This is a genomic window from Ignatzschineria larvae DSM 13226, from assembly GCF_038500265.1.
Lineage (GTDB): Bacteria > Pseudomonadota > Gammaproteobacteria > Cardiobacteriales > Wohlfahrtiimonadaceae > Ignatzschineria > Ignatzschineria larvae.
The window spans coordinates 2471110-2489240 of the sequence record NZ_CP150637.1 but is presented as its reverse complement, the minus strand read 5'-3'; the positions used below and the strand labels follow the sequence as shown (position 1 = coordinate 2489240).

At 41.5% G+C, this 18131-nt stretch carries 14 protein-coding genes; 7 read left to right on the top strand and 7 right to left on the bottom strand.

From position 1 onward, the window contains the following. Positions 1 to 293 precede the first annotated feature (293 nt). Positions 294 to 842 carry a gamma carbonic anhydrase family protein gene (locus WMO13_RS10325; protein WP_026878914.1) on the bottom strand — a complete coding sequence of 183 codons (549 nt, stop codon included), beginning with the start codon at positions 840 to 842 and terminating at the stop codon, positions 294 to 296. A 357-nt stretch (positions 843 to 1199) separates the two neighbouring features. Here WMO13_RS10325 and pheA point away from each other — a divergent pair, with 357 nt between their 5' ends. The 3 genes from pheA to folB all read left to right on the top strand — a co-directional run bounded on the left by pheA (position 1200) and on the right by folB (position 3433). Continuing rightward, positions 1200 to 2279 carry a prephenate dehydratase gene (gene pheA, locus WMO13_RS10320; RefSeq protein WP_026878913.1) on the top strand — a complete coding sequence of 360 codons (1080 nt, stop codon included), beginning with the start codon at positions 1200 to 1202 and terminating at the stop codon, positions 2277 to 2279. A gap of 314 nt (positions 2280 to 2593) precedes the next feature. After that, positions 2594 to 2854: a hypothetical protein gene (locus WMO13_RS10315; protein WP_026878912.1), complete on the top strand. Its 261-nt coding sequence runs from the start codon at positions 2594 to 2596 to the stop codon at positions 2852 to 2854. A 186-nt stretch (positions 2855 to 3040) separates the two neighbouring features. Continuing rightward, the gene (gene folB / locus WMO13_RS10310) at positions 3041 to 3433 is read left to right on the top strand and encodes a dihydroneopterin aldolase (protein WP_026878911.1); all 393 of its coding nucleotides are present in this window, start codon (positions 3041 to 3043) and stop codon (positions 3431 to 3433) included. Positions 3434 to 3572: 139 nt separating this feature from the next. Here folB and WMO13_RS10305 read toward each other — a convergent pair whose 3' ends face one another. Next, on the bottom strand, positions 3573 to 4832 hold the full coding sequence (locus WMO13_RS10305) for a D-amino acid dehydrogenase (RefSeq protein WP_051396221.1): 1260 nt from the start codon (positions 4830 to 4832) through the stop codon (positions 3573 to 3575). 419 nt (positions 4833 to 5251) lie between these two features. Here WMO13_RS10305 and WMO13_RS10300 point away from each other — a divergent pair, with 419 nt between their 5' ends. The 3 genes from WMO13_RS10300 (at position 5252) to WMO13_RS10290 (ending at position 9624) form a co-directional block, all read left to right on the top strand. After that, positions 5252 to 6700, top strand: a complete 1449-nt coding sequence (locus tag WMO13_RS10300) for an alanine/glycine:cation symporter family protein (RefSeq protein WP_084331480.1) — start codon at positions 5252 to 5254, stop codon at positions 6698 to 6700. 304 nt (positions 6701 to 7004) lie between these two features. Beyond that, positions 7005 to 7427: a methylglyoxal synthase gene (locus WMO13_RS10295; RefSeq protein WP_051396220.1), complete on the top strand. Its 423-nt coding sequence runs from the start codon at positions 7005 to 7007 to the stop codon at positions 7425 to 7427. A 142-nt stretch (positions 7428 to 7569) separates the two neighbouring features. Beyond that, positions 7570 to 9624: an OPT family oligopeptide transporter gene (locus tag WMO13_RS10290; RefSeq protein ID WP_026878910.1), complete on the top strand. Its 2055-nt coding sequence runs from the start codon at positions 7570 to 7572 to the stop codon at positions 9622 to 9624. Positions 9625 to 9846: 222 nt separating this feature from the next. Here the strand turns inward: WMO13_RS10290 and WMO13_RS10285 are convergent, their stop codons facing one another. The 3 genes from WMO13_RS10285 to WMO13_RS10275 form a co-directional block, all read right to left on the bottom strand. After that, complete coding sequence (locus WMO13_RS10285; protein WP_084331479.1) at positions 9847 to 10476, bottom strand: RNA pyrophosphohydrolase; 630 nt, start codon at positions 10474 to 10476, stop codon at positions 9847 to 9849. 313 nt (positions 10477 to 10789) lie between these two features. Further along, on the bottom strand, positions 10790 to 12211 hold the full coding sequence (locus WMO13_RS10280; RefSeq protein ID WP_034855672.1) for an MFS transporter: 1422 nt from the start codon (positions 12209 to 12211) through the stop codon (positions 10790 to 10792). A 142-nt stretch (positions 12212 to 12353) separates the two neighbouring features. Next, on the bottom strand, positions 12354 to 13523 hold the full coding sequence (locus tag WMO13_RS10275; RefSeq protein ID WP_026878908.1) for a M20 aminoacylase family protein: 1170 nt from the start codon (positions 13521 to 13523) through the stop codon (positions 12354 to 12356). Between the two features lie 314 nt (positions 13524 to 13837). Here WMO13_RS10275 and WMO13_RS10270 point away from each other — a divergent pair, with 314 nt between their 5' ends. Beyond that, positions 13838 to 16231 carry a helix-turn-helix domain-containing protein gene (locus WMO13_RS10270; RefSeq protein ID WP_026878907.1) on the top strand — a complete coding sequence of 798 codons (2394 nt, stop codon included), beginning with the start codon at positions 13838 to 13840 and terminating at the stop codon, positions 16229 to 16231. A 133-nt stretch (positions 16232 to 16364) separates the two neighbouring features. Here the strand turns inward: WMO13_RS10270 and WMO13_RS10265 are convergent, their stop codons facing one another. Together WMO13_RS10265 and WMO13_RS10260 are read right to left on the bottom strand one after the other, a co-directional pair. Continuing rightward, positions 16365 to 17555 (bottom strand): M20 metallopeptidase family protein, encoded by a 1191-nt coding sequence (locus tag WMO13_RS10265; protein ID WP_034855669.1) that lies wholly within the window; start codon positions 17553 to 17555, stop codon positions 16365 to 16367. After that, a complete protein-coding gene (locus tag WMO13_RS10260; protein WP_026878905.1) occupies positions 17555 to 18004 on the bottom strand; it encodes a hypothetical protein in 450 nt (149 codons plus the stop codon). Before WMO13_RS10260 ends, WMO13_RS10265 begins: the two co-directional genes overlap by 1 nt. Between the last annotated feature and the right edge of the window lie 127 nt (positions 18005 to 18131).

The following is an 18131-nucleotide window of genomic DNA, read 5'->3' as shown; positions in this document are numbered from 1 at the left end:
GGCCATTTGCCACACAAAGACTAGCTCTACAAGACTTACCCACAAAGTTATCCACAGCCTCACTATTCCCCACGAAGCATGTTCTTTAACCATCTATAATTTATCTTTAAAATCATAAATCTACAATAATCTCTCCATCATTCATCTTCAATCATAAACCTAGTGAAGATTGTGGTTATCTGGGAAAATAGTTTATAAAAAAGATTCCCTCATGCAACCATTAATGATGAAGCCCTGAACGATGGAGCCTTAATCGATAGCTCACTTAATCATGGATAACCTCATGATGAATATTAAGAATTGGCCCATGCTTCCCGAAGATATCGATCTTTCAGCGAAGCATACTGTTTAGCAGAATGGTAAAGTTGCTCAATCTCCTGATCGGATAAGAAACGCACTCGCCTTGCCGGTGCACCGACCCAAAGCTCCCCTGTTTTGACCACTTTCCCCGGTGCAAGTAGTGCTCCCGCGCCCAAGATACTATGCTTCTCCACGTGAGAGCCATCTAATAAAATCGCCCGCATACCAATTAAAACGCCCTCTTCAATCGTACAACCATGCAGCATCGCGCCATGTCCAATCGTCACATCACTGCCCACCATTGTAGGATAACCATGAGGCGGATTTGCTCCGGGATTGGTGACATGAATTAGCGTCCCATCTTGAATATTAGTGCGATCCCCGATCACAATCTGATTCACATCCCCGCGCATCATAACACCAGGCCAAATAGAGACATCATCGCCGAGAATAATATCGCCGATCAGCACCGCGCTTGGATCAATCCAAGGACGCGCACCGATTTGGGGCATCTTCCCTTCAAAGGGACGAATCGGACTTATGTTCTGAGTGGTTATTAACGAATTTGGTTTCATGCATTATTCCTTTATTATGGAAAGTCTATGTTGTGATAATGGTATTTTTCATAAAATACCTTACCATTCATTCTTGAATCTAAGTGAAATAAACACCAATAAAATAGAGATTGAATAGGTATTAAAATAGGAATCGAAATAAGGAATCAGCACGGTTTTAAAGCGCTATTGTTCATACCTATTCATCAGCATATTCCATTAATATACTTCCTATTTCCATCAATTACTGTTAATAATTATCACTGAATTAAAAAAATAATCACATTCATGCCAATCAAATTGGCTGCAGAATATTGCCCTAATTAACAGAGGATAAAAATCGTGATGACTGAGGATCCATTAAGTCGCCACCGCGCAACTATCGATCAGATAGATACTCAAATTTTACAACTGCTCAATGAACGCGCTATTGCAGCGAAAGCGATTGGCGAGATCAAAATTGCCGCAGGCGATACAGAGATGTATCGCCCAGAACGAGAAGCACAGGTTCTTACCCATAAGATGGCGCATAATCCTGGCCCTATTGCCGACCAAGATATCGCAAGACTCTTTCGGGAGATTATGTCAATCTGCCTCTCTTTGGAAAAGCCATTGAATATTGCCTATTTAGGGCCTGAGGGTACTTTCACCGAGGAAGCAACGATTAAACATTTTGGTGGCGCGGCGAGCCGCTTACCCATTCGCACCATTGATGAGATCTTTCATGCGGTTGAATCGGGCAAAGTCGACTTCGGTGTTGTGCCCATTGAAAATTCCACTGAAGGCGCGGTCAATCAAACCCTCGATTGCTTCCCGACCTCAAACGTCTATATCTGTGGAGAAACAGAACTTAAGATCCATCAAAACCTCATGAGTAATGAGACAGATCTTAAAACGATTAAAATCGTCTATGCCCATCCCCAATCTTTAGCACAGTGCCGCTCTTGGCTTGATGAATATCTCCCACATGCTGAACGCATTGCCACTAACTCAAATGCCGGTGCTGTGCAACGTGCGTCTGTTGAAGCGGGAACTGCGGCATTAGGAGGTAAACAAGCGGCCGAAGTGTATCAAATGCCTATTTTAGAAAAGAATATTGAGGATAATCTTACTAATAGCACACGCTTTCTGATCATCGGCAATAAACGGATTCCACCAAGTGGTAAGGATAAAACCACCATCGTGGCTTCTGCTCACGATCGCCCGGGATTGCTCTTACATCTTATTGCGCCACTCTCAAAATATAATATCACAATGACCCGCATTGAATCGCGCCCGTCTAAAAATAGCAATTGGAGCTATATCTTCTTTATTGATGTTTTAGGGCATTATGAAGAACATGGCTTACAACTTGCGCTTAAGGAGATTGAAGAAGTCGCCTCATTTTTTAAAGTTTTAGGCTCTTACCCTGTAGCGCTCTATTAAACCAATCATCTTCATAAAAAGATCGCCTTACAAAACGGTATCATTAAGCAGATCTCAGGACTCAATAACCACCCGTAATCATTCATAATTAGGTGGTTATTGGGCTTCTTTCTTGGGTTTCCCCTCAATAAAGGCGTATAATTATCAGATAATAATTTATTTTATTAAATCTTCATTTATTTATGAATATATGATGTGTGAATGACATCCTAAAGATCATTTATTAACGAGATCTTTATTAATACTATCTAATACAATCTCTATTCATACATTTTATAATGAATATCGTTCTACACTGATAAAAGGAGCCACTTATGGAACCGATCAATACACAAAATCAACCAACCGTCAGCCCGGTAATGACCACGAAAGATTGGGCGATTACTTGGATTATCTTTCTTATTCCTGTTGTGGGCTTTATTGCCTCCATCGTTTGGGCTATTGATGGTAAAAATCCCAATAGGACCAACTTCTTCCGCGCTTATTGGATTGTAACGCTTGCTGTTGCAGTCATCTTTGCTATTTTCTTCGGAATTTTCTTCGCAATTGGCTACAGCAATGGTGCATTTCATTAACATTTAGAGAGATCATTCCTCAAATAAAATGACCTCGACACAATATCAACGATAGAATCTCCGAATACTTCTTGTAAGAGGCGACGGTTTGTTCTATCGTTTTTTATTACCTATATATACTGTGTTCATACCCTATACTGCATACAGATTTGTTCAACATCGCAAATATTTTAATAAGGTGATTCTATGTATTTACACCCTAACCCACCAGCGGATATTGTTTTTATCAAAAATCTCGCTCTCGATATCATTATCGGCATCTATCCCCACGAGCGTGTCGCCACGCAGCCTATTACCCTGAACCTTGAAATGCAGTGGGATAATCGTCCTTCTGCCGAAAAAGATGATATTAATCTAACACTCGATTATGAAAAAGTGAGTAATTACATTAAAGAGTTCGCAGCGCATTCCGCTTTTCAATTAGTCGAAACCTTTACCGAAACATTAGCGAAGAAGCTGATTATTGAATTTAATATTCCGGCACTCTCCATTGAACTCAATAAACTCACTGCTATTTCCGGTACTGATGCGGTAGGTGTCAAGATCTATCGAGAAAAAGCGCACTATATTAACGATTAGATCATGATTAGATTCATAGTAAGAAAGTTATTTTATGAATCGCCACAAAAAAGAGGTTCTCTCAAATTAGAACCTCTTTTCGTTATAAAGTACATTTATCACTATCGTACACTATCGCATTGATTATAAGATCAAAACATTATGCGTGATAACGACTCAAATCTAAGCCTTCGCTACTAATCTCCGGCGTATCCCCGGCAATGAGATCACTCACATAACGACCTGAACCTGCAGCCATTGTCCAGCCGAGTGTACCATGGCCGATATTGAGGAAGAGATTCTCATATTTCGTGCGTCCTAAAATCGGCGTACCATCCGGCGTTGCAGGACGTAATCCTGTCCAGAAGAGTGCTTCCGGCAAGTTTCCGCCTTCAGGATAGAGATCATTGGTGACAAACTCCAGGGTTTCCCGGCGACGAGGGTTCAGACTTAAATCGTACCCCATTAACTCCGCCATACCGCCCACACGAATGCGCTGATCAAATCGCGTAATGGCAATTTTGTAAGTTTCATCCAAAATAGTAGATTGCGGTGCCATTTCAGGATTGATAATCGGAATGGTTAAAGAGTAGCCTTTCAGCGGATAAACAGGAATCTCTATGCCAATGGGTGCTAATTTCCCAGCCCCATAACTGCCTAGACAGACGGCATAAGCATCTGCAGTGAGCTTCTCGCCATCCACCCAAACGCCTGTGACCTTCTTACCATCAGTGTCAATCTTTTCAACTACAACACCAAATTTAAAGGTGACTCCAAGTGCTTTCGCTTTCTCAGCAAGACGGCTAGTATAGAGATAGCAATCGCCCGTTTCATCATTGGGTAAGCGTAAACCACCAGCCAATTTATGGACGCTTTTTGCTAACGCCGGCTCTACTGCCACAATACCATCACGATCGAGTACTTCATAAGGCACATTAAACGCTTCTAGTACCGCGATATCTTTTTGAATCGCCTGCATCTGTGCTTCTGTACGCAGTAATTGCGTTGTGCCGAGTGTCCGCTCTTCATAATGTAGATCAATCTCTTTACGCAGATCCCTCAAGCAATCCCGGCTATATTCTGAAACGCGCACCATTCGGGCTTTATTAGTGGCATAACTCTTTTCATTACAGTTACGCAAAAGCTGCCACATCCAATGATACTGCTTAAGGCTGCCCGTCGGCCGAATGGCCAAAGGCGCATGCTCTCGTTGCATCAACCATTTAATCGCTTTCATTGGAATACCTGGCGCGGCCCAAGGAGAGGCATATCCCGGTGAGATCTGCCCGGCATTACCATAACTGGTTTCTAATCCTGCCCCATCTTGGCGATCAACTACAGTGACTTTAAATCCCTTTTTGGCTAAAAAGTAGGCTAATGAAGTGCCTACCGCGCCGCTCCCTAATACTAATACATCCATCTTCTCTCCTTTCAATCTACTTTAGACACTTATTTTAAAATCTCATTTTACAATCGTACGCTAAAATCCTGCTCTAGGATCGCATTTTAGATTGCCTCTACATTAACTTTCATTCCCCTAAGATAATACACCTTATTCATTACGTTGCATTGTCTCACAGCCAAAAAAACAGGAGAGAAATCTTTCACATTACTTCAAAATATCTCTCATAAATCATTGTTCAACTTTTATCTTTCACAATTTGTGTTTATAATGATCACTTTTAGAGATGTTATAAAATAACCGCTCTCGATAAGGTGTTATCTCTTCAGGTTGATCACCGATCAATAATGAGATTTTTACCCTTGCAATTATAGTAATCGTTGCAAGATTTCATTTGATTTTACTTTTATATAGACACTCACAATAAAGGCCCCGTAATGAGCTTTGAATTACTTCTAACTGCTTTCCAGCATATTCTTTGGGATTATCTCTTAGTCTATCTTCTTTGTGGCATTGGGATTTTTTATACCTTACTGCTCAAAGGGATCCAAATTCGTAAATTTAAAACTGCCTTTCGAGCGCTCACCTCCAAATTTTCCCTTAAAGGTAAAAGTGCCGATAAGAGTGGAATGAGCTCTTTCCAAGCGGTGTCGACAGCCATCGCCGGTCAAGTGGGAACCGGTAACCTTGCAGGGCCCGCTACTGCGATTATGGCCGGCGGGCCAGGGGCAATTTTCTGGATGTGGGTTTCCTCCTTTTTCGGAATGGCGACTATCTATGCAGAAGCAATCTTAGCGCAAAAATATAAAACTAAAGATCGAACCGGTCAAGCAGTTGGGGGGCCGGCGTACTATATTGAGAAGGGTTTAGGGATCAAGTGGCTGGCAGTACTCTTTGCCATCTTGATCATATTAGCCTTAGGTTTGATCGGGAATATGGTGCAATCGAATTCTATCGCTTCAGCCTTTGAGAAATCGCTCTCTATTCCTACTTGGGTGACAGGGCTTTTCGTAGCAGTTCTAGTGGCCTTCTTAGTGATCGGCGGTATCAAAAATATTGCTTCATTTACTGAAAAAATCGTCCCTTCAATGGCTTTTTTCTATCTGATCGGCGCGATTATCGTTTTAGCGATGAATTATCAATTTATTCTACCGGCTTTCAAAGCGATCTTTATCGCTGCTTTTAATCCTGAAGCAGTTCTAGGGGGCGGCGCCGGAATTGCCATTCAACAAGCGATGCGTCTTGGAATTGCCCGCGGACTCTTCTCAAATGAAGCAGGTATGGGTTCGACACCCCACGCACATGCTGTAGCAAAAGTAAAAATGCCGGAAGAGCAAGGTTATATTGCAATGATGGGCGTTTTTGTGGTCGGTGTTATCGTGACACTCACAGGGCTTGTCATTATCACCTCAGGACTTCGGGGTTGGGAAGCTTCAGGCAGTGCGAATCCTTCCTTCCTCTCCTTCTTTGAGGGTCAAGGTACCGGAATTACCATCACGCAATATGCTTATGAGATGATCTTCGGCTCTGTGGGCGGCATCTTTATCGCCTTCTCACTCCTCTTCTTCGCTTTCTCCACGATTATCGGCTGGTATTACTATGCGGAAACCAATGTGCGTTATCTCTTTAAGCATAAATCTGCAGTACCGCTCTTTCAGATTTTAGTGGTTATCGGTGTCTTCGGCGCATCCTTTATTCATGTGGATATTGTCTGGCAATTAGCGGATCTCTTTAACGGATTAATGGTATTACCCAATATCACAGCTCTACTCCTCCTCGCCCCCATCGTCTTTATGGAAACAATGAAATGCGATTGGAGAGTCGTCCCAATTTTAGGGCGCTTGCCGATCTTTAGAACAAAACCGGTAAAATCAGAAGAGGTTTAAAGTTGCGATAATTAACCCTCCGTTAATCTAAACATCATTATTTAGATATAGAGTAGTTTAGATAGATAGAACAACCGAAGCATCACTCATTAAATTGGGTGATGCTTTTTTGTATAGAAATAACAGCCTCTCGGAAAGACCCTCCACTTATTCCTCAAAGAATTGTTTTAAATCACGCCTTTTTACAAAAAATCGGTACAATAAAATGATTCTAGCGTGTGAAGTGTAAGGGGCACTCTCAAAATAGCGCCCTCAATAACACTTCCACTCGATCTACTTATGAATGATGTCTCAAGAGGGAACTATGAAACGATTATCCATTGGTCTTGTCGCCCATGATGCTAAGAAGAAATTACTCGTAGATTGGATTGGGGATTATCTTCCCTACTTTCGGCAACACGATCTTTATGCCACGGGAACCACAGGGAAACATATCCTAGATGCTTATCCTGATCTCTCTCTCACTCGTCTCAAAAGCGGACCTCTCGGTGGCGATCAGCAACTAGGTTCTATGATCTGTACTGAAAAATTAGATCTACTCATCTTCTTTACCGATGCTCTTACGCCGATGCCGCATGATGTGGATGTTAAGGCTCTCATTCGCCTCTCTACACTCTACAATATTCCAAATGCTTGTAATACCGCAACAGCGAGTCTTTTAATGCAGGCCATTATTCTCAATCATGACAATAATAATCAAGGCTTTCTCAGCCAGAAAGCGCCTTAATAAAATCCCTATAGTCCGTTTACCCTATGACGAAGGTTCACTAAAAATGATTGCCAATATCAATAAAAACGGTCATTTAGATGCAACCCTTTGCAATCAATAGTAAACTTATCCTTTTTTGAATTAACAATGAAGGATCGTCATGAATCAAATGCGAGAACTGACGCTCCGGGGGATGATCCTCGGGGCGCTGATTACAGTGGTATTTACCGCATCGAATGTCTATTTAGGGCTCAAGGTAGGGCTCACTTTCTCCTCGGCTATTCCGGCAGCGGTGATCTCAATGGCCGTATTACGGCTCTTTGCCGGTTCCACCATTTTAGAAAATAATATGGTGCAAACTCAAGCATCGGCCGCAGGAACACTCTCTTCGATTATCTTCGTGATTCCCGGACTGTTGATGATCGGCTATTGGCAAGATTTCCATTTCTTGATGACCTTCTTTATCTGTGCCGCCGGCGGTATGCTCGGAGTGCTCTTCTCTATTCCGCTTCGCCACGTGATGGTGGTTAAAAGTGATCTACCTTATCCTGAAGGCGTTGCCGCCGCTGAGATTCTCAAAGCAGGTTGCAATGAACAAGTAGATGAAAAGGGTAATACCTCTTCAAAAGAGGGCTTGAAAGATATCCTCTTCGGCGGTGCAATTGCCGCAGTCGTCACCCTTTTTACCAGCGGTTTTCGCTTACTTTCAGGGGGCGCGGCTTATTGGGTCACCGCAGGTAAGGCGATCTTCCAAATTCCGCTCGGCTTCTCTTTAGCTTTGATGAGTGCCGGCTACTTAGTGGGCATTGTCTCTTGTGTGGCGATTATTATCGGTGCATTGATGGCTTGGGGCATTGCGGTGCCTATTTTAAGTACCATTCAAGAATTCCCGGCAGAGATGAGCTATAGCGCGATCGCTTCCTCTATTTGGGCGGAAGATGTACGCTTTATCGGCGCAGGGACTTTAGCGATTGCCGCTGTTTGGACGCTATTAACCCTGATGAAACCTGTAATCGAGGGCATTAAAATGTCACTCGGTGCACTTAAAGGGGATACCGGCAATAGCACAAATCGGACAGAGCAAGATCTCTCACCTAAAACCATTCTACTGATTATGGGCGCAATGCTTCTGATCTTAGTGGCTACTTTCTACACCTTTATCAGTGATGCTGATCTATCAGCAGGATTCGCTTGGACGCTAGTCACTGTATCTGTCATCTTTGCCTTTGTGATGGGCTTTTTAGTCGCCGCTGCAAGTGGTTATATGGCGGGCTTAGTCGGCTCTTCTGCAAGTCCTATTTCCGGCATCGGAATTGTTGCGATTACTATTGCGGCACTGCTACTTCTCTTTGTGGGTGAAGCAGGTGGTTTAATGGAAACTGCTGCCGGCACACAATTTGCTACAGCTTTAGCACTCTTCACAACAAGTGCGGTAATCGCCATTGCTTGTATCTCTAACGATAACCTACAAGATCTCAAAACCGGTTATTTGGTACACGCAACCCCTTGGCGACAACAGGTTGCGCTTCTGATCGGCTGTATTGTCGGAGCGATCGTCATTGCGCCAATCTTGGATATCCTCTATCAAGCCTATGGTTTTACCGGTGCGCTCCCTCGTCCGGGAATGGATGAATCGCAAGTGTTAGCCGCACCACAAGCCACATTAATGGCCACCATTTCTGCCGGGATCTTCTCTCATCAATTAGAGTGGACGATGATTATTATCGGACTTGTATTAGGGGCAGTCATTATTGTTCTTGATATGTTCTTAGCCAACCGGGGTTCTAAATTCCGTCTACCTGCTCTTGCCGTTGGAATGGGAATCTATCTGCCACCAAGTATTACCACTGCCATTTTTGTCGGCGGCTTACTCTCTTGGATTATCAAGCGCCGTGCGGCACAACGCCTTGCCGGTCGACCTGAAGCAGTTCGCAAATCGGAATATGAGAGAGCGGATCGTAAGAGTGCACTCATCGCCTCTGGTCTAATCGTAGGGGAGAGTTTAGTAGGTGTGATTATGGCAACGGTAATCGTGGTGAGTATGAATATCGATGCGATTCCTGATGATCGAAAAAATGCACCGCTCTCACTCCTAAGCAGTATGACCGATATCTTCGGTAGCAGTACGCCAATGGTACAGCAATTACTCGGACTCTTTGTCTTCCTATTTGTTGCCGTACTATTTGTCAGACGCGCACTCTCTGCCCTGAAATAGAGCGATAATATCATAAGATTGGTTCAAAATAAGCATTATAAGCATTAGTGAAATGCCAACACATCAACTGTAAGATGGCGATAAAACCGATAATAAAAACCCCGATATCAACCTCTACATTCAGAGATGATATCGGGGTTTTCTGTAGGTGGAGAACCTATTAATACTGCATTATTCCATTATTTAAATGATGAATCTAAATGGGTTCATTTCAGATATCGCCTACTTTGAAACCGTTTGGATCATGATCCGCTCTTCATCATACATCCGGCATTTTCCGACTGTTTTAGTACTTTTTTTACGAGTATGCATGCGCAGTAATGAGTGCCGCCGCTTAATTCGGACATCCCGAGGTTTCTTAGGAATCATCTCTTCGAAGATTAAGGGAGCCAATTCTGTAAGCGCTTTATCATATACTTTACGTTTAAAATGAATCACATCGCGCAGTGGTAACCAATAATCAACCCACTTATAGAGATCAAATTCCGGTTGGTCAACCGCATTGAGATTAAAATCTTCTTCATTCCCTACAAATTCTAACATAAACCATACTTGTTTCTGTCCGATACAAGTTCGATCGCTAGAGGGATTGCGGCGAATCAGATTTTGCGGTAAACGATAACGCAACCATCGATCTGTTTTGCCTAAAATTTTAATATGCTCAGGGCGTAATCCAACTTCTTCATAAAGCTCTCTATACATCGCTTCTTCTGGTGTTTCATCGGGATCAATCCCACCTTGTGGAAATTGCCAAGCATCCGCTTGACCGATTCGATGCCCCCAAAAGAGCTGTTGATCTTGATTACACAATATGATTCCAACGTTCGCTCGAAAGCCATCATTGTCTATCATTGTGTGCCTCTATAAAAAATAAAATTAAAAGTTACCCTCTATTGTTCCACAAGGCGACTGCAATGCCAAATCTAATTTCGATTAGAAAACGGACTTTTTTTCGCCAAAAGCCACATATAATGAGGTGTAAACTCCTGAGGACAATTGTCTTCATCAATATTTTTTAAGGGGCTAAATAAGCGAATTCACAGCAGGTAAAGGCTTGCAGCCTATGCTGGCAATCCTATTCATCGATCTTCTCTCCCCAATAAAAAAACCGTAAGAAATATTCTTACGGTTTTAGTTATACCTAATTTTTATCAGTGAATATTCACTATTTCCCCGCATTTTTAGGGACTAAGAAAATAATGGAGAGGTAAGAGAGAACACAGAATCCAACATTCACTAATAGCCCTGCCATTCCCGCAATATCCAGTTCTTCCATAGTCGGTGTGCTACTTAAAATGGCGGCATAAACTGTTGCAGAGATCGCCACTCCAAATGCGCCACCGAGTGAACTGGCCATTTTATAGATCCCTGAAGCTACGCCCACTTTATCTTCAGGTGAGTTAGAGACCGCAGTATCTGTTGAAGGTGTTGCATAGAAACCTAATCCTAAACCAAAGAAGATAAACCCTAATGCGACAACAATAATATAAGCAAGGTGTGGTAAGAAGGTTAACGCCATTAATGCAATTCCGATACCGGTGGTGAATGTGCCGAGTAACATCGGTTTTTTAGCACCCATCTTTTGTAAAATAATCTGACCTACAGGAATCATCCCTAATACAGCAATCAGATAACCAATGGAGAGAAGCCCTGTTAAAAATGGGGTAAAGCCACGCGCTTGTTGCACATAGAGATTCACAACAAAGAGGGAACCTGCAACCGCATTTAACATAAAGTTAGAGAATGTCGCACCACTATATGGCATATTTTTGAAGAGTGAAAAGTCGATAAAAGCACGATCTTTCAATCTCAACTCCACCACGATGAAGACGATCAAAGCAATGATAAAAACACTTAAACTAATTAAAATTGCAGGACTCATCCAACCTAACTCACCACCTTTAGTAATAAAGATATTAAGAGATAACAAGCCGATCACAAAGAAGAACAATCCCACATAATCAAATTTGGAAGACTTTCCAGTCATTTTACTTTCTGGGGTTCCTTTGATGAGCAACATTCCCACTAACGCACAGATAATAGAGAATATAAAGATCCATTGCCAACCTAAACTTGTGGCAATAGCCCCACCTGCTAAAGAGCAGACTCCAGATCCACCCCAAGAACCCACTGACCACCAACTAAGCGCCGTATGCCGATGGGAACCTTCTTTATAATACTCTTTAATGAGTGCTAAGGTTGCCGGCATAATACAAGCAGCTGATAACCCTTGAATCGCGCGTGCTACAGAATAGATCAGCGCATTAGGTGCTACAATCAGAAGAAGTGAACCAATAATACTTAAAATAAATCCGATATAAGTGAATTTTACCCGACCAAATTTATCTGCCAATCCTCCGGCAACAACAATAAAACAACCAGAGATTAAGGATGTGATGCTAATACCGAGCGATAATTCTGCCGAAGAGATACCAATGGTCTCTTGTACTGCAGGGCCTGCAACTAATAGCGTCTGTGCAAATAACCAGAACGTCAAAACGCCTAAAACAATGCCAACTGTGAGCTTAGCATTTCCCACAAATGGCTGTGCTTGTGTGGTTTGTGTATTTTGTATACTGTGTGCCATACAATGTCCTTTTTAAAAGTGAATTACTGAGTTATCTCTCTTCAGAGTCGGGAAAAATGATTGAGAGGATATTTGATTATCAAAACCTTGATGACCAGAATGTGACTCTCAATCATCTGCGTTCATCTGTAAGATTTCTCCCTTATTTTGTGAGGTATTTCTGTGTTAAAGCTGCCCAATAAGAAGCGGCTGGCACAATGCACTCATCATTGAAATCATAGCCAGGATTATGCACATTACAGAATCCAGGTTCATCGCCATTACCAATAATGAGATAACTGCCTTTCGGGTTGTGCTCTAACATAAAGGCAAAATCTTCACTTCCCATAAACTGCACGCTCTCATGCACTTTATCTTCCCCTACGAGATGTTTTGCTACATCTCTTGCAAAATGCGTCATTTCAGGATCATTCACTAATACAGGGCTACCGTTGATATGTTTAATATCTACTGTTGCACCAAAACTCTCCGCTTGTTTCGTTGCGATATCAGTAATCCGCTGTAACATCAACTCCCGAGCCTCTTTATCTAAAGAACGAACAGAGAGCTTCATAATAGCAAAATCATTCACAACATTTGGCGCATCGCCTGATTGAATAGCGCCAACAGTAACTACCGTCTGGGCAAATGGCGAAACATTACGAGAAACAATCGTTTGCAATGCAGTTCCAATATAACAAGCGATAATAGTGGCATCGATACCGCGCTCAGGCATTGCACCGTGCGCACCTTTACCCATAATCTCAATATGGATTGTATCTGAAGAAGCCATCATAGCACCTTCTCTGAAATAAAATTCTCCTTGTTTATGCCCAGGCATATTATGCATTCCAAAAATAACGTCACAAGGGAATTTCTCAAATAACCCTTCATCCACCATCACTTTACCTCCGTAAAGCAATTCTTCTGCTGGCTGGAAGATCACTCTTAAGGTTCCATCAAAATTTTTGGTCTCTGCTAAATATTTTGCTGCTGCCAGTAAAATAGTGGTATGACCATCATGACCACAACCATGGAATTTACCGGGGACTTTACTACTCCATTCCTTCCCTGAATTTTCCTGAATAGGTAATGCATCAATATCTGCACGAAGCCCAATAATTTTATCACTAGAACCTACTTTTAAAGTTCCAACAACGCCTGTTTTGGCTAAGCCTCTATGTACCTCATATCCCCATGATTTTAATTTTTCAGCAATAAGATCACTCGTTCTCTGTTCTTCAAAGCCGATCTCAGGATGTGCATGGATATCTCTGCGAATTGCAATAAATTCAGCTTCATCTTTTTTAATTGCATCTATAATCTTTTTCATTCTCTAAGCCCTTATTCCATTTAATATTACTGTCACTCAACTTTCACTATTCATTTGATAGTTTAGGCATTATTGGGATACCTAATCATCAAAGTGAACGCCGACCTCTACTTAATCAGCGCTTATTCCCAAATCTAATGCGATAAACCTTATTGACGTATCTTGATTATAGAAAGCTAAACATTTTGATATAAGCAGTAAAAACAGCTTATTCTTATAATTTTTTTATATAAATGAAGATAAAAACGATAAAATGATAAAAAACACCTAAGTAGAATATTAATATTTTTGATCTATATCGGAAATGTAACGTTATGAATAATAAAAATCTTGCAGAATATCAAATAATGCCCTATTCCTATCACGAAGAACGGGAAGAGATCTATGCCGGCATTACTTTTTTATTTGTCTTACAGGGGCATATCAATATTAATAGCTATGGTATTAGTGGAACTTTCAGTAAAAATCATCTCCTTTTAATTAATCGTAATAGCCCCTACCGTATCACCGGAGAATCTGGCAATATTGTCATCAAGCTGCAGATTTCTAATCACTACTTTACCCGCTATTATCGCCACTATTTTCAATATAAGTATGTCATTAATACGGAACACTATCCGCAATATAAACGCCAAGCCTTAGAGCAACTCAAATGGCTTATTGCCAAAACAATGATGATTAAAATCCAAGGCAATGATGAGGTCTATCTTGAGGCTAACTTGTTAATCTCCGATATTATGCTAAAGCTAGTCTCTTATTTTCAGGAAGATAATCGTTCAGATTATCCCTCTATTGCTCGCTATAGCCACAGAATGGAACGCATTACCCAACAAATTGAAGCCAATTACCATACAGACTTAAGCTTGTCAGAGTTAGCAGAAAAAGAGCATCTTTCAGTCCCTTATCTGTCAAGACTCTTTAAAAATGAAATGGGATTAGGTTTCTCACAATATCTTACGCAAGTTCGCTTTAGACATGCCGTTTATGAGTTAATTAATACCAATAAGCCTATCTATCGACTCATCGAAGATCATGGCTTTGCAGATCACAAGAGTTTCACACAACTCTTTAAAAAGCAGTATCACACAACGCCAAGCCAATTCCGCAATCAACATAGACGCGAAACCGCCCCTAAATTACCCTCTTACCAAGAGCATACTTCTGAAAAAACGGAAGTCGATACCGCTACATTACTCCCGCTGCTTGCTAACATTATCAATAGCACTGAAAAAGTTGAGGCAAGAGAAGAATATACCCATGTTGAATCACAAATTATTAATATCGACCAACAACGTCTTAGTGAATCTCTACCTAATCAAAACTACGTCATATTTATAGGAGATATTCTAGAGCTTCTAAAAGAGAATATTCGTAAGCAATTATTACATTTAAAGCAGCACACACCTATTCAATATGTGGAGGTCTCGCACTTAATATCAGGCACGATTATTGCCCCTGATATTATCACCGATGAAGATTACCCCACTTACTCATCCTATATCAACACAGATATTGCCATCTCTTTTTTAGCGGATCATCAGATGTCCTTGGTATCTCGTATCTATCACGAAAGGGTTTTATTAGATATTGCAGGATATTGTAAGAAGATCTCACAATTTATCTACTATGCAATCTGTACCTATGGGCTTGAATATGTCTCAACTTGGCGATTCGTCTACTATACCGATAATACCATTGAAGATATTCCGCTCTATCTAACTACTTTTCATCAAATTAAGCAGGTCATTCACAATATTCTCCCTAAAGCGCATGTCGGGCTCTTCTATACCTATGTCACATTAGAAGAGTTACAACAATTGACCCAATACCCTCAACAACTTTCAAGGATTGATTTCTTTGCGTTTAGGGCCAATTTCCATGATCTGATTGAAATTACAGATGCAAACTATGAGATATTACAACGAGAGATTAGTTATATCGAAGATAAAACGAAAGAACTTAAACAGCAATTAAAGCGACTCAATATCGAAGTTCCTCTCTATTTAATGGAATGGAATACTCTTACCGGCAACACTCGTAAAACAAATGGCTCCTATTTTCGAGGGGCTTTAATCTTTCAAACCTTAATGGGAGTTAATCGCAATGTTACTGCGATCGGCATCACACTGAATACCGAAACACAATGTGAAATATCCACTAATTACACTATTAATGTCAATGCAATTGCGCTTTACTATATCCATCTTATGCCTCGCCCGATCTTTTTTGTCCTTAAATTTTTACACCAACTCCAAGGGAAGATAATCGCAAGAGGAGAGGATTTCCTGATTACTGAATATTCTGATGGTTACTATATTGCTCTACTTAACCCTTCGATTTTTAACCCTTATCTCTCTATTGAGGAGCATATGACCTCGAGTTTTAAGCAGAAGAAAATTATTACTATTGAAGGATTACAATCTGGGCATTACCAAGTTAAACACTATATTTTTGATCAAAAACATGGAGCTCTCTACCATGAATATAGCCGGTTTAAGACCCGTTTTGGTTATGACCACGAGGTTATAGAGAACCTACAAACCACAGCCCCCGAACTCTCTGTTTATGATGAAATCGTTGAAAATGGGGAGTTTACCGTTCTCTCTGATTTCGATGTTAATGCAATCCATTTCTATAAACTCCATCGTATGCCTGCAATATTAGAGGGTTTTGGGGATCATTCTCCCTACTATTTTAATCCGCAATAATCCGCAATAATCATCAAAAAAGATCTAACTCCATAGGCCTATAGATATATAAATACGATAGTCTCTATAGACTTTATAGAAGATAGATCTTCTTGAATCATAATGACTCTCCGGGCAAGAATTACCCTACTCCTTATCGCGTCACAATATTGATAAAGATCTGTGCACCCACTAATAGACAATCATCATCCACATAGTAAGGATTAGAGTGAAGGAAGTTGTTAATACCTTTCTCTTTCTTACCACTTCCGAGGAAGAAGAGCGCGCCTTTCCGATCTTTTGTGGCATTGATCATATAGCTAAAGTCCTCACTGCCGGTCATTGCCGAGCCGTTGGCTTCAATATTCTCTTTAGGGAGAAATGTGCTTGCAGCAGCGAGTATCACGGCCGCAGCATCAGGATGATTCACAACAGCAGGATAACCAGCGAACTCCATCGTTGTTTTAAAACCACCGGCTTCACTACGGGCAACAATCTCTTTGAAGCTCGCTTTGAGTGTCTCATCTGTCTTTTCATCCATTGAACGGATTGTGCCTCGCGCTTGCGCATAATCGGCTACCGCATTAGGAATCGTTCCCCCCTGAATCATCCCGCAACCAAAAACAGCCGGTGAAAAAGGATCGATCTTCTTCGCCACCACATAATCCATATAATCGATGAGCCGCGTCATCTCCCGAATGGCATCAAGCCCTTTATGGGGTGTTGAACCATGAGTTGAAATACCATGCACCGTTAGCGTCCACGCCGAACCCCAAGAGGACATTACGCCGCTATTAAAGTGGATACAACCTGTCTCTAATGCCCCATTATTATGAAGCGCATAGACCTCACTTACGCCATCCATACAACCGAGCTCCACCATCTTATCAGCGCCCGGTACACGCATATCCTCCTCTGCCATTTGGAAGAGAAAACGCACATTGTGCGTCATCTCATCTCGATGCTCTGAGAGATATTTCGCGGTCGTTAAGGCAATCGCCATATGAGTATCGTGACCACAATTATGCGCTAAACCTTCGTGAGTTGAGCGATAAGCATTCTCCGTCATATCGGGCATCTCTAAGCCATCCATATCGGCACGAATCCCGATTAAAGGAAAAGTTTCATCGACTATAAGATCAGCAGTAAAGCCGGTATAGCCCTCTAGCGAGCGAATCTGATAGCCGAAGCGCTCCATTAATTCTCGGCAATATTGAGCGGTTTTAAACTCCGCCCCTGACGGCTCCGGAATTTGATGCAGATCTTGACGTACCTTTTTACTAAAAGTTTCTAGTTGTTGTAATGTTTCACTAATATTGTACTGATTATTACTTTGATTACTCATTAAATAACTCCTTGAATACTAAAACCAATCTGCGCCACGATTGACGCGCCAAAGAAGCAGCAAGTTGAGACGATCATAAAGATCAAAATCACTTTCCAAGACATCTTTTTTAACTCTTCTAATTGTCCGCCGACAGAGAGTCCTGCAAATGCAAGTAGCGGCACACAACAGGATAAAAATGAGACTTTCCCGATAGAATCAATAAAGAAATGCCGCACCGGCGTATCAGGAAGGCAGATCACAATCCCAATAATAGTAGCGTAAGCAAATGCCGGCAAAGATGAGGGTAAATAGAGTTTTACTACCAATGAGATAAAGACGATCAGCGACATCGCAATAAAACTGTCCCACATCTCATAAATGGCAAGTCCGGTAGTAAGAGTTTGGGTCAACATCGCTAAGAAGATTGCCACAAAGACCAATTTCATATCTAGCATAATCTGTTTCATTATCTTCCCCTTTATTGCTTCTCTCTATCTTTTGCGCTTTGATCGGTTTCTGTTTGAGAAGATGCATCCGGTGGTGCAATCTTCTGCTCTTCAAGCCCTTCTTCTCTTAGATTTGCCTCTAACACCT

Coding starts and splice junctions, on each gene's coding strand:
- pheA (WP_026878913.1), top strand. CDS start 1,200: ATGACTGAGGATCCATTAAGTCGCCACCGCGCAACTATCGATCAGATA.
- WMO13_RS10315 (WP_026878912.1), top strand. CDS start 2,594: ATGGAACCGATCAATACACAAAATCAACCAACCGTCAGCCCGGTAATG.
- folB (WP_026878911.1), top strand. CDS start 3,041: ATGTATTTACACCCTAACCCACCAGCGGATATTGTTTTTATCAAAAAT.
- WMO13_RS10305 (WP_051396221.1), bottom strand. CDS start 4,832: ATGGATGTATTAGTATTAGGGAGCGGCGCGGTAGGCACTTCATTAGCC.
- WMO13_RS10300 (WP_084331480.1), top strand. CDS start 5,252: ATGAGCTTTGAATTACTTCTAACTGCTTTCCAGCATATTCTTTGGGAT.
- WMO13_RS10295 (WP_051396220.1), top strand. CDS start 7,005: ATGAAACGATTATCCATTGGTCTTGTCGCCCATGATGCTAAGAAGAAA.
- WMO13_RS10290 (WP_026878910.1), top strand. CDS start 7,570: ATGAATCAAATGCGAGAACTGACGCTCCGGGGGATGATCCTCGGGGCG.
- WMO13_RS10285 (WP_084331479.1), bottom strand. CDS start 10,476: ATGATAGACAATGATGGCTTTCGAGCGAACGTTGGAATCATATTGTGT.
- WMO13_RS10280 (WP_034855672.1), bottom strand. CDS start 12,211: ATGGCACACAGTATACAAAATACACAAACCACACAAGCACAGCCATTT.
- WMO13_RS10275 (WP_026878908.1), bottom strand. CDS start 13,523: ATGAAAAAGATTATAGATGCAATTAAAAAAGATGAAGCTGAATTTATT.
- WMO13_RS10270 (WP_026878907.1), top strand. CDS start 13,838: ATGAATAATAAAAATCTTGCAGAATATCAAATAATGCCCTATTCCTAT.
- WMO13_RS10265 (WP_034855669.1), bottom strand. CDS start 17,555: ATGAGTAATCAAAGTAATAATCAGTACAATATTAGTGAAACATTACAA.
- WMO13_RS10260 (WP_026878905.1), bottom strand. CDS start 18,004: ATGAAACAGATTATGCTAGATATGAAATTGGTCTTTGTGGCAATCTTC.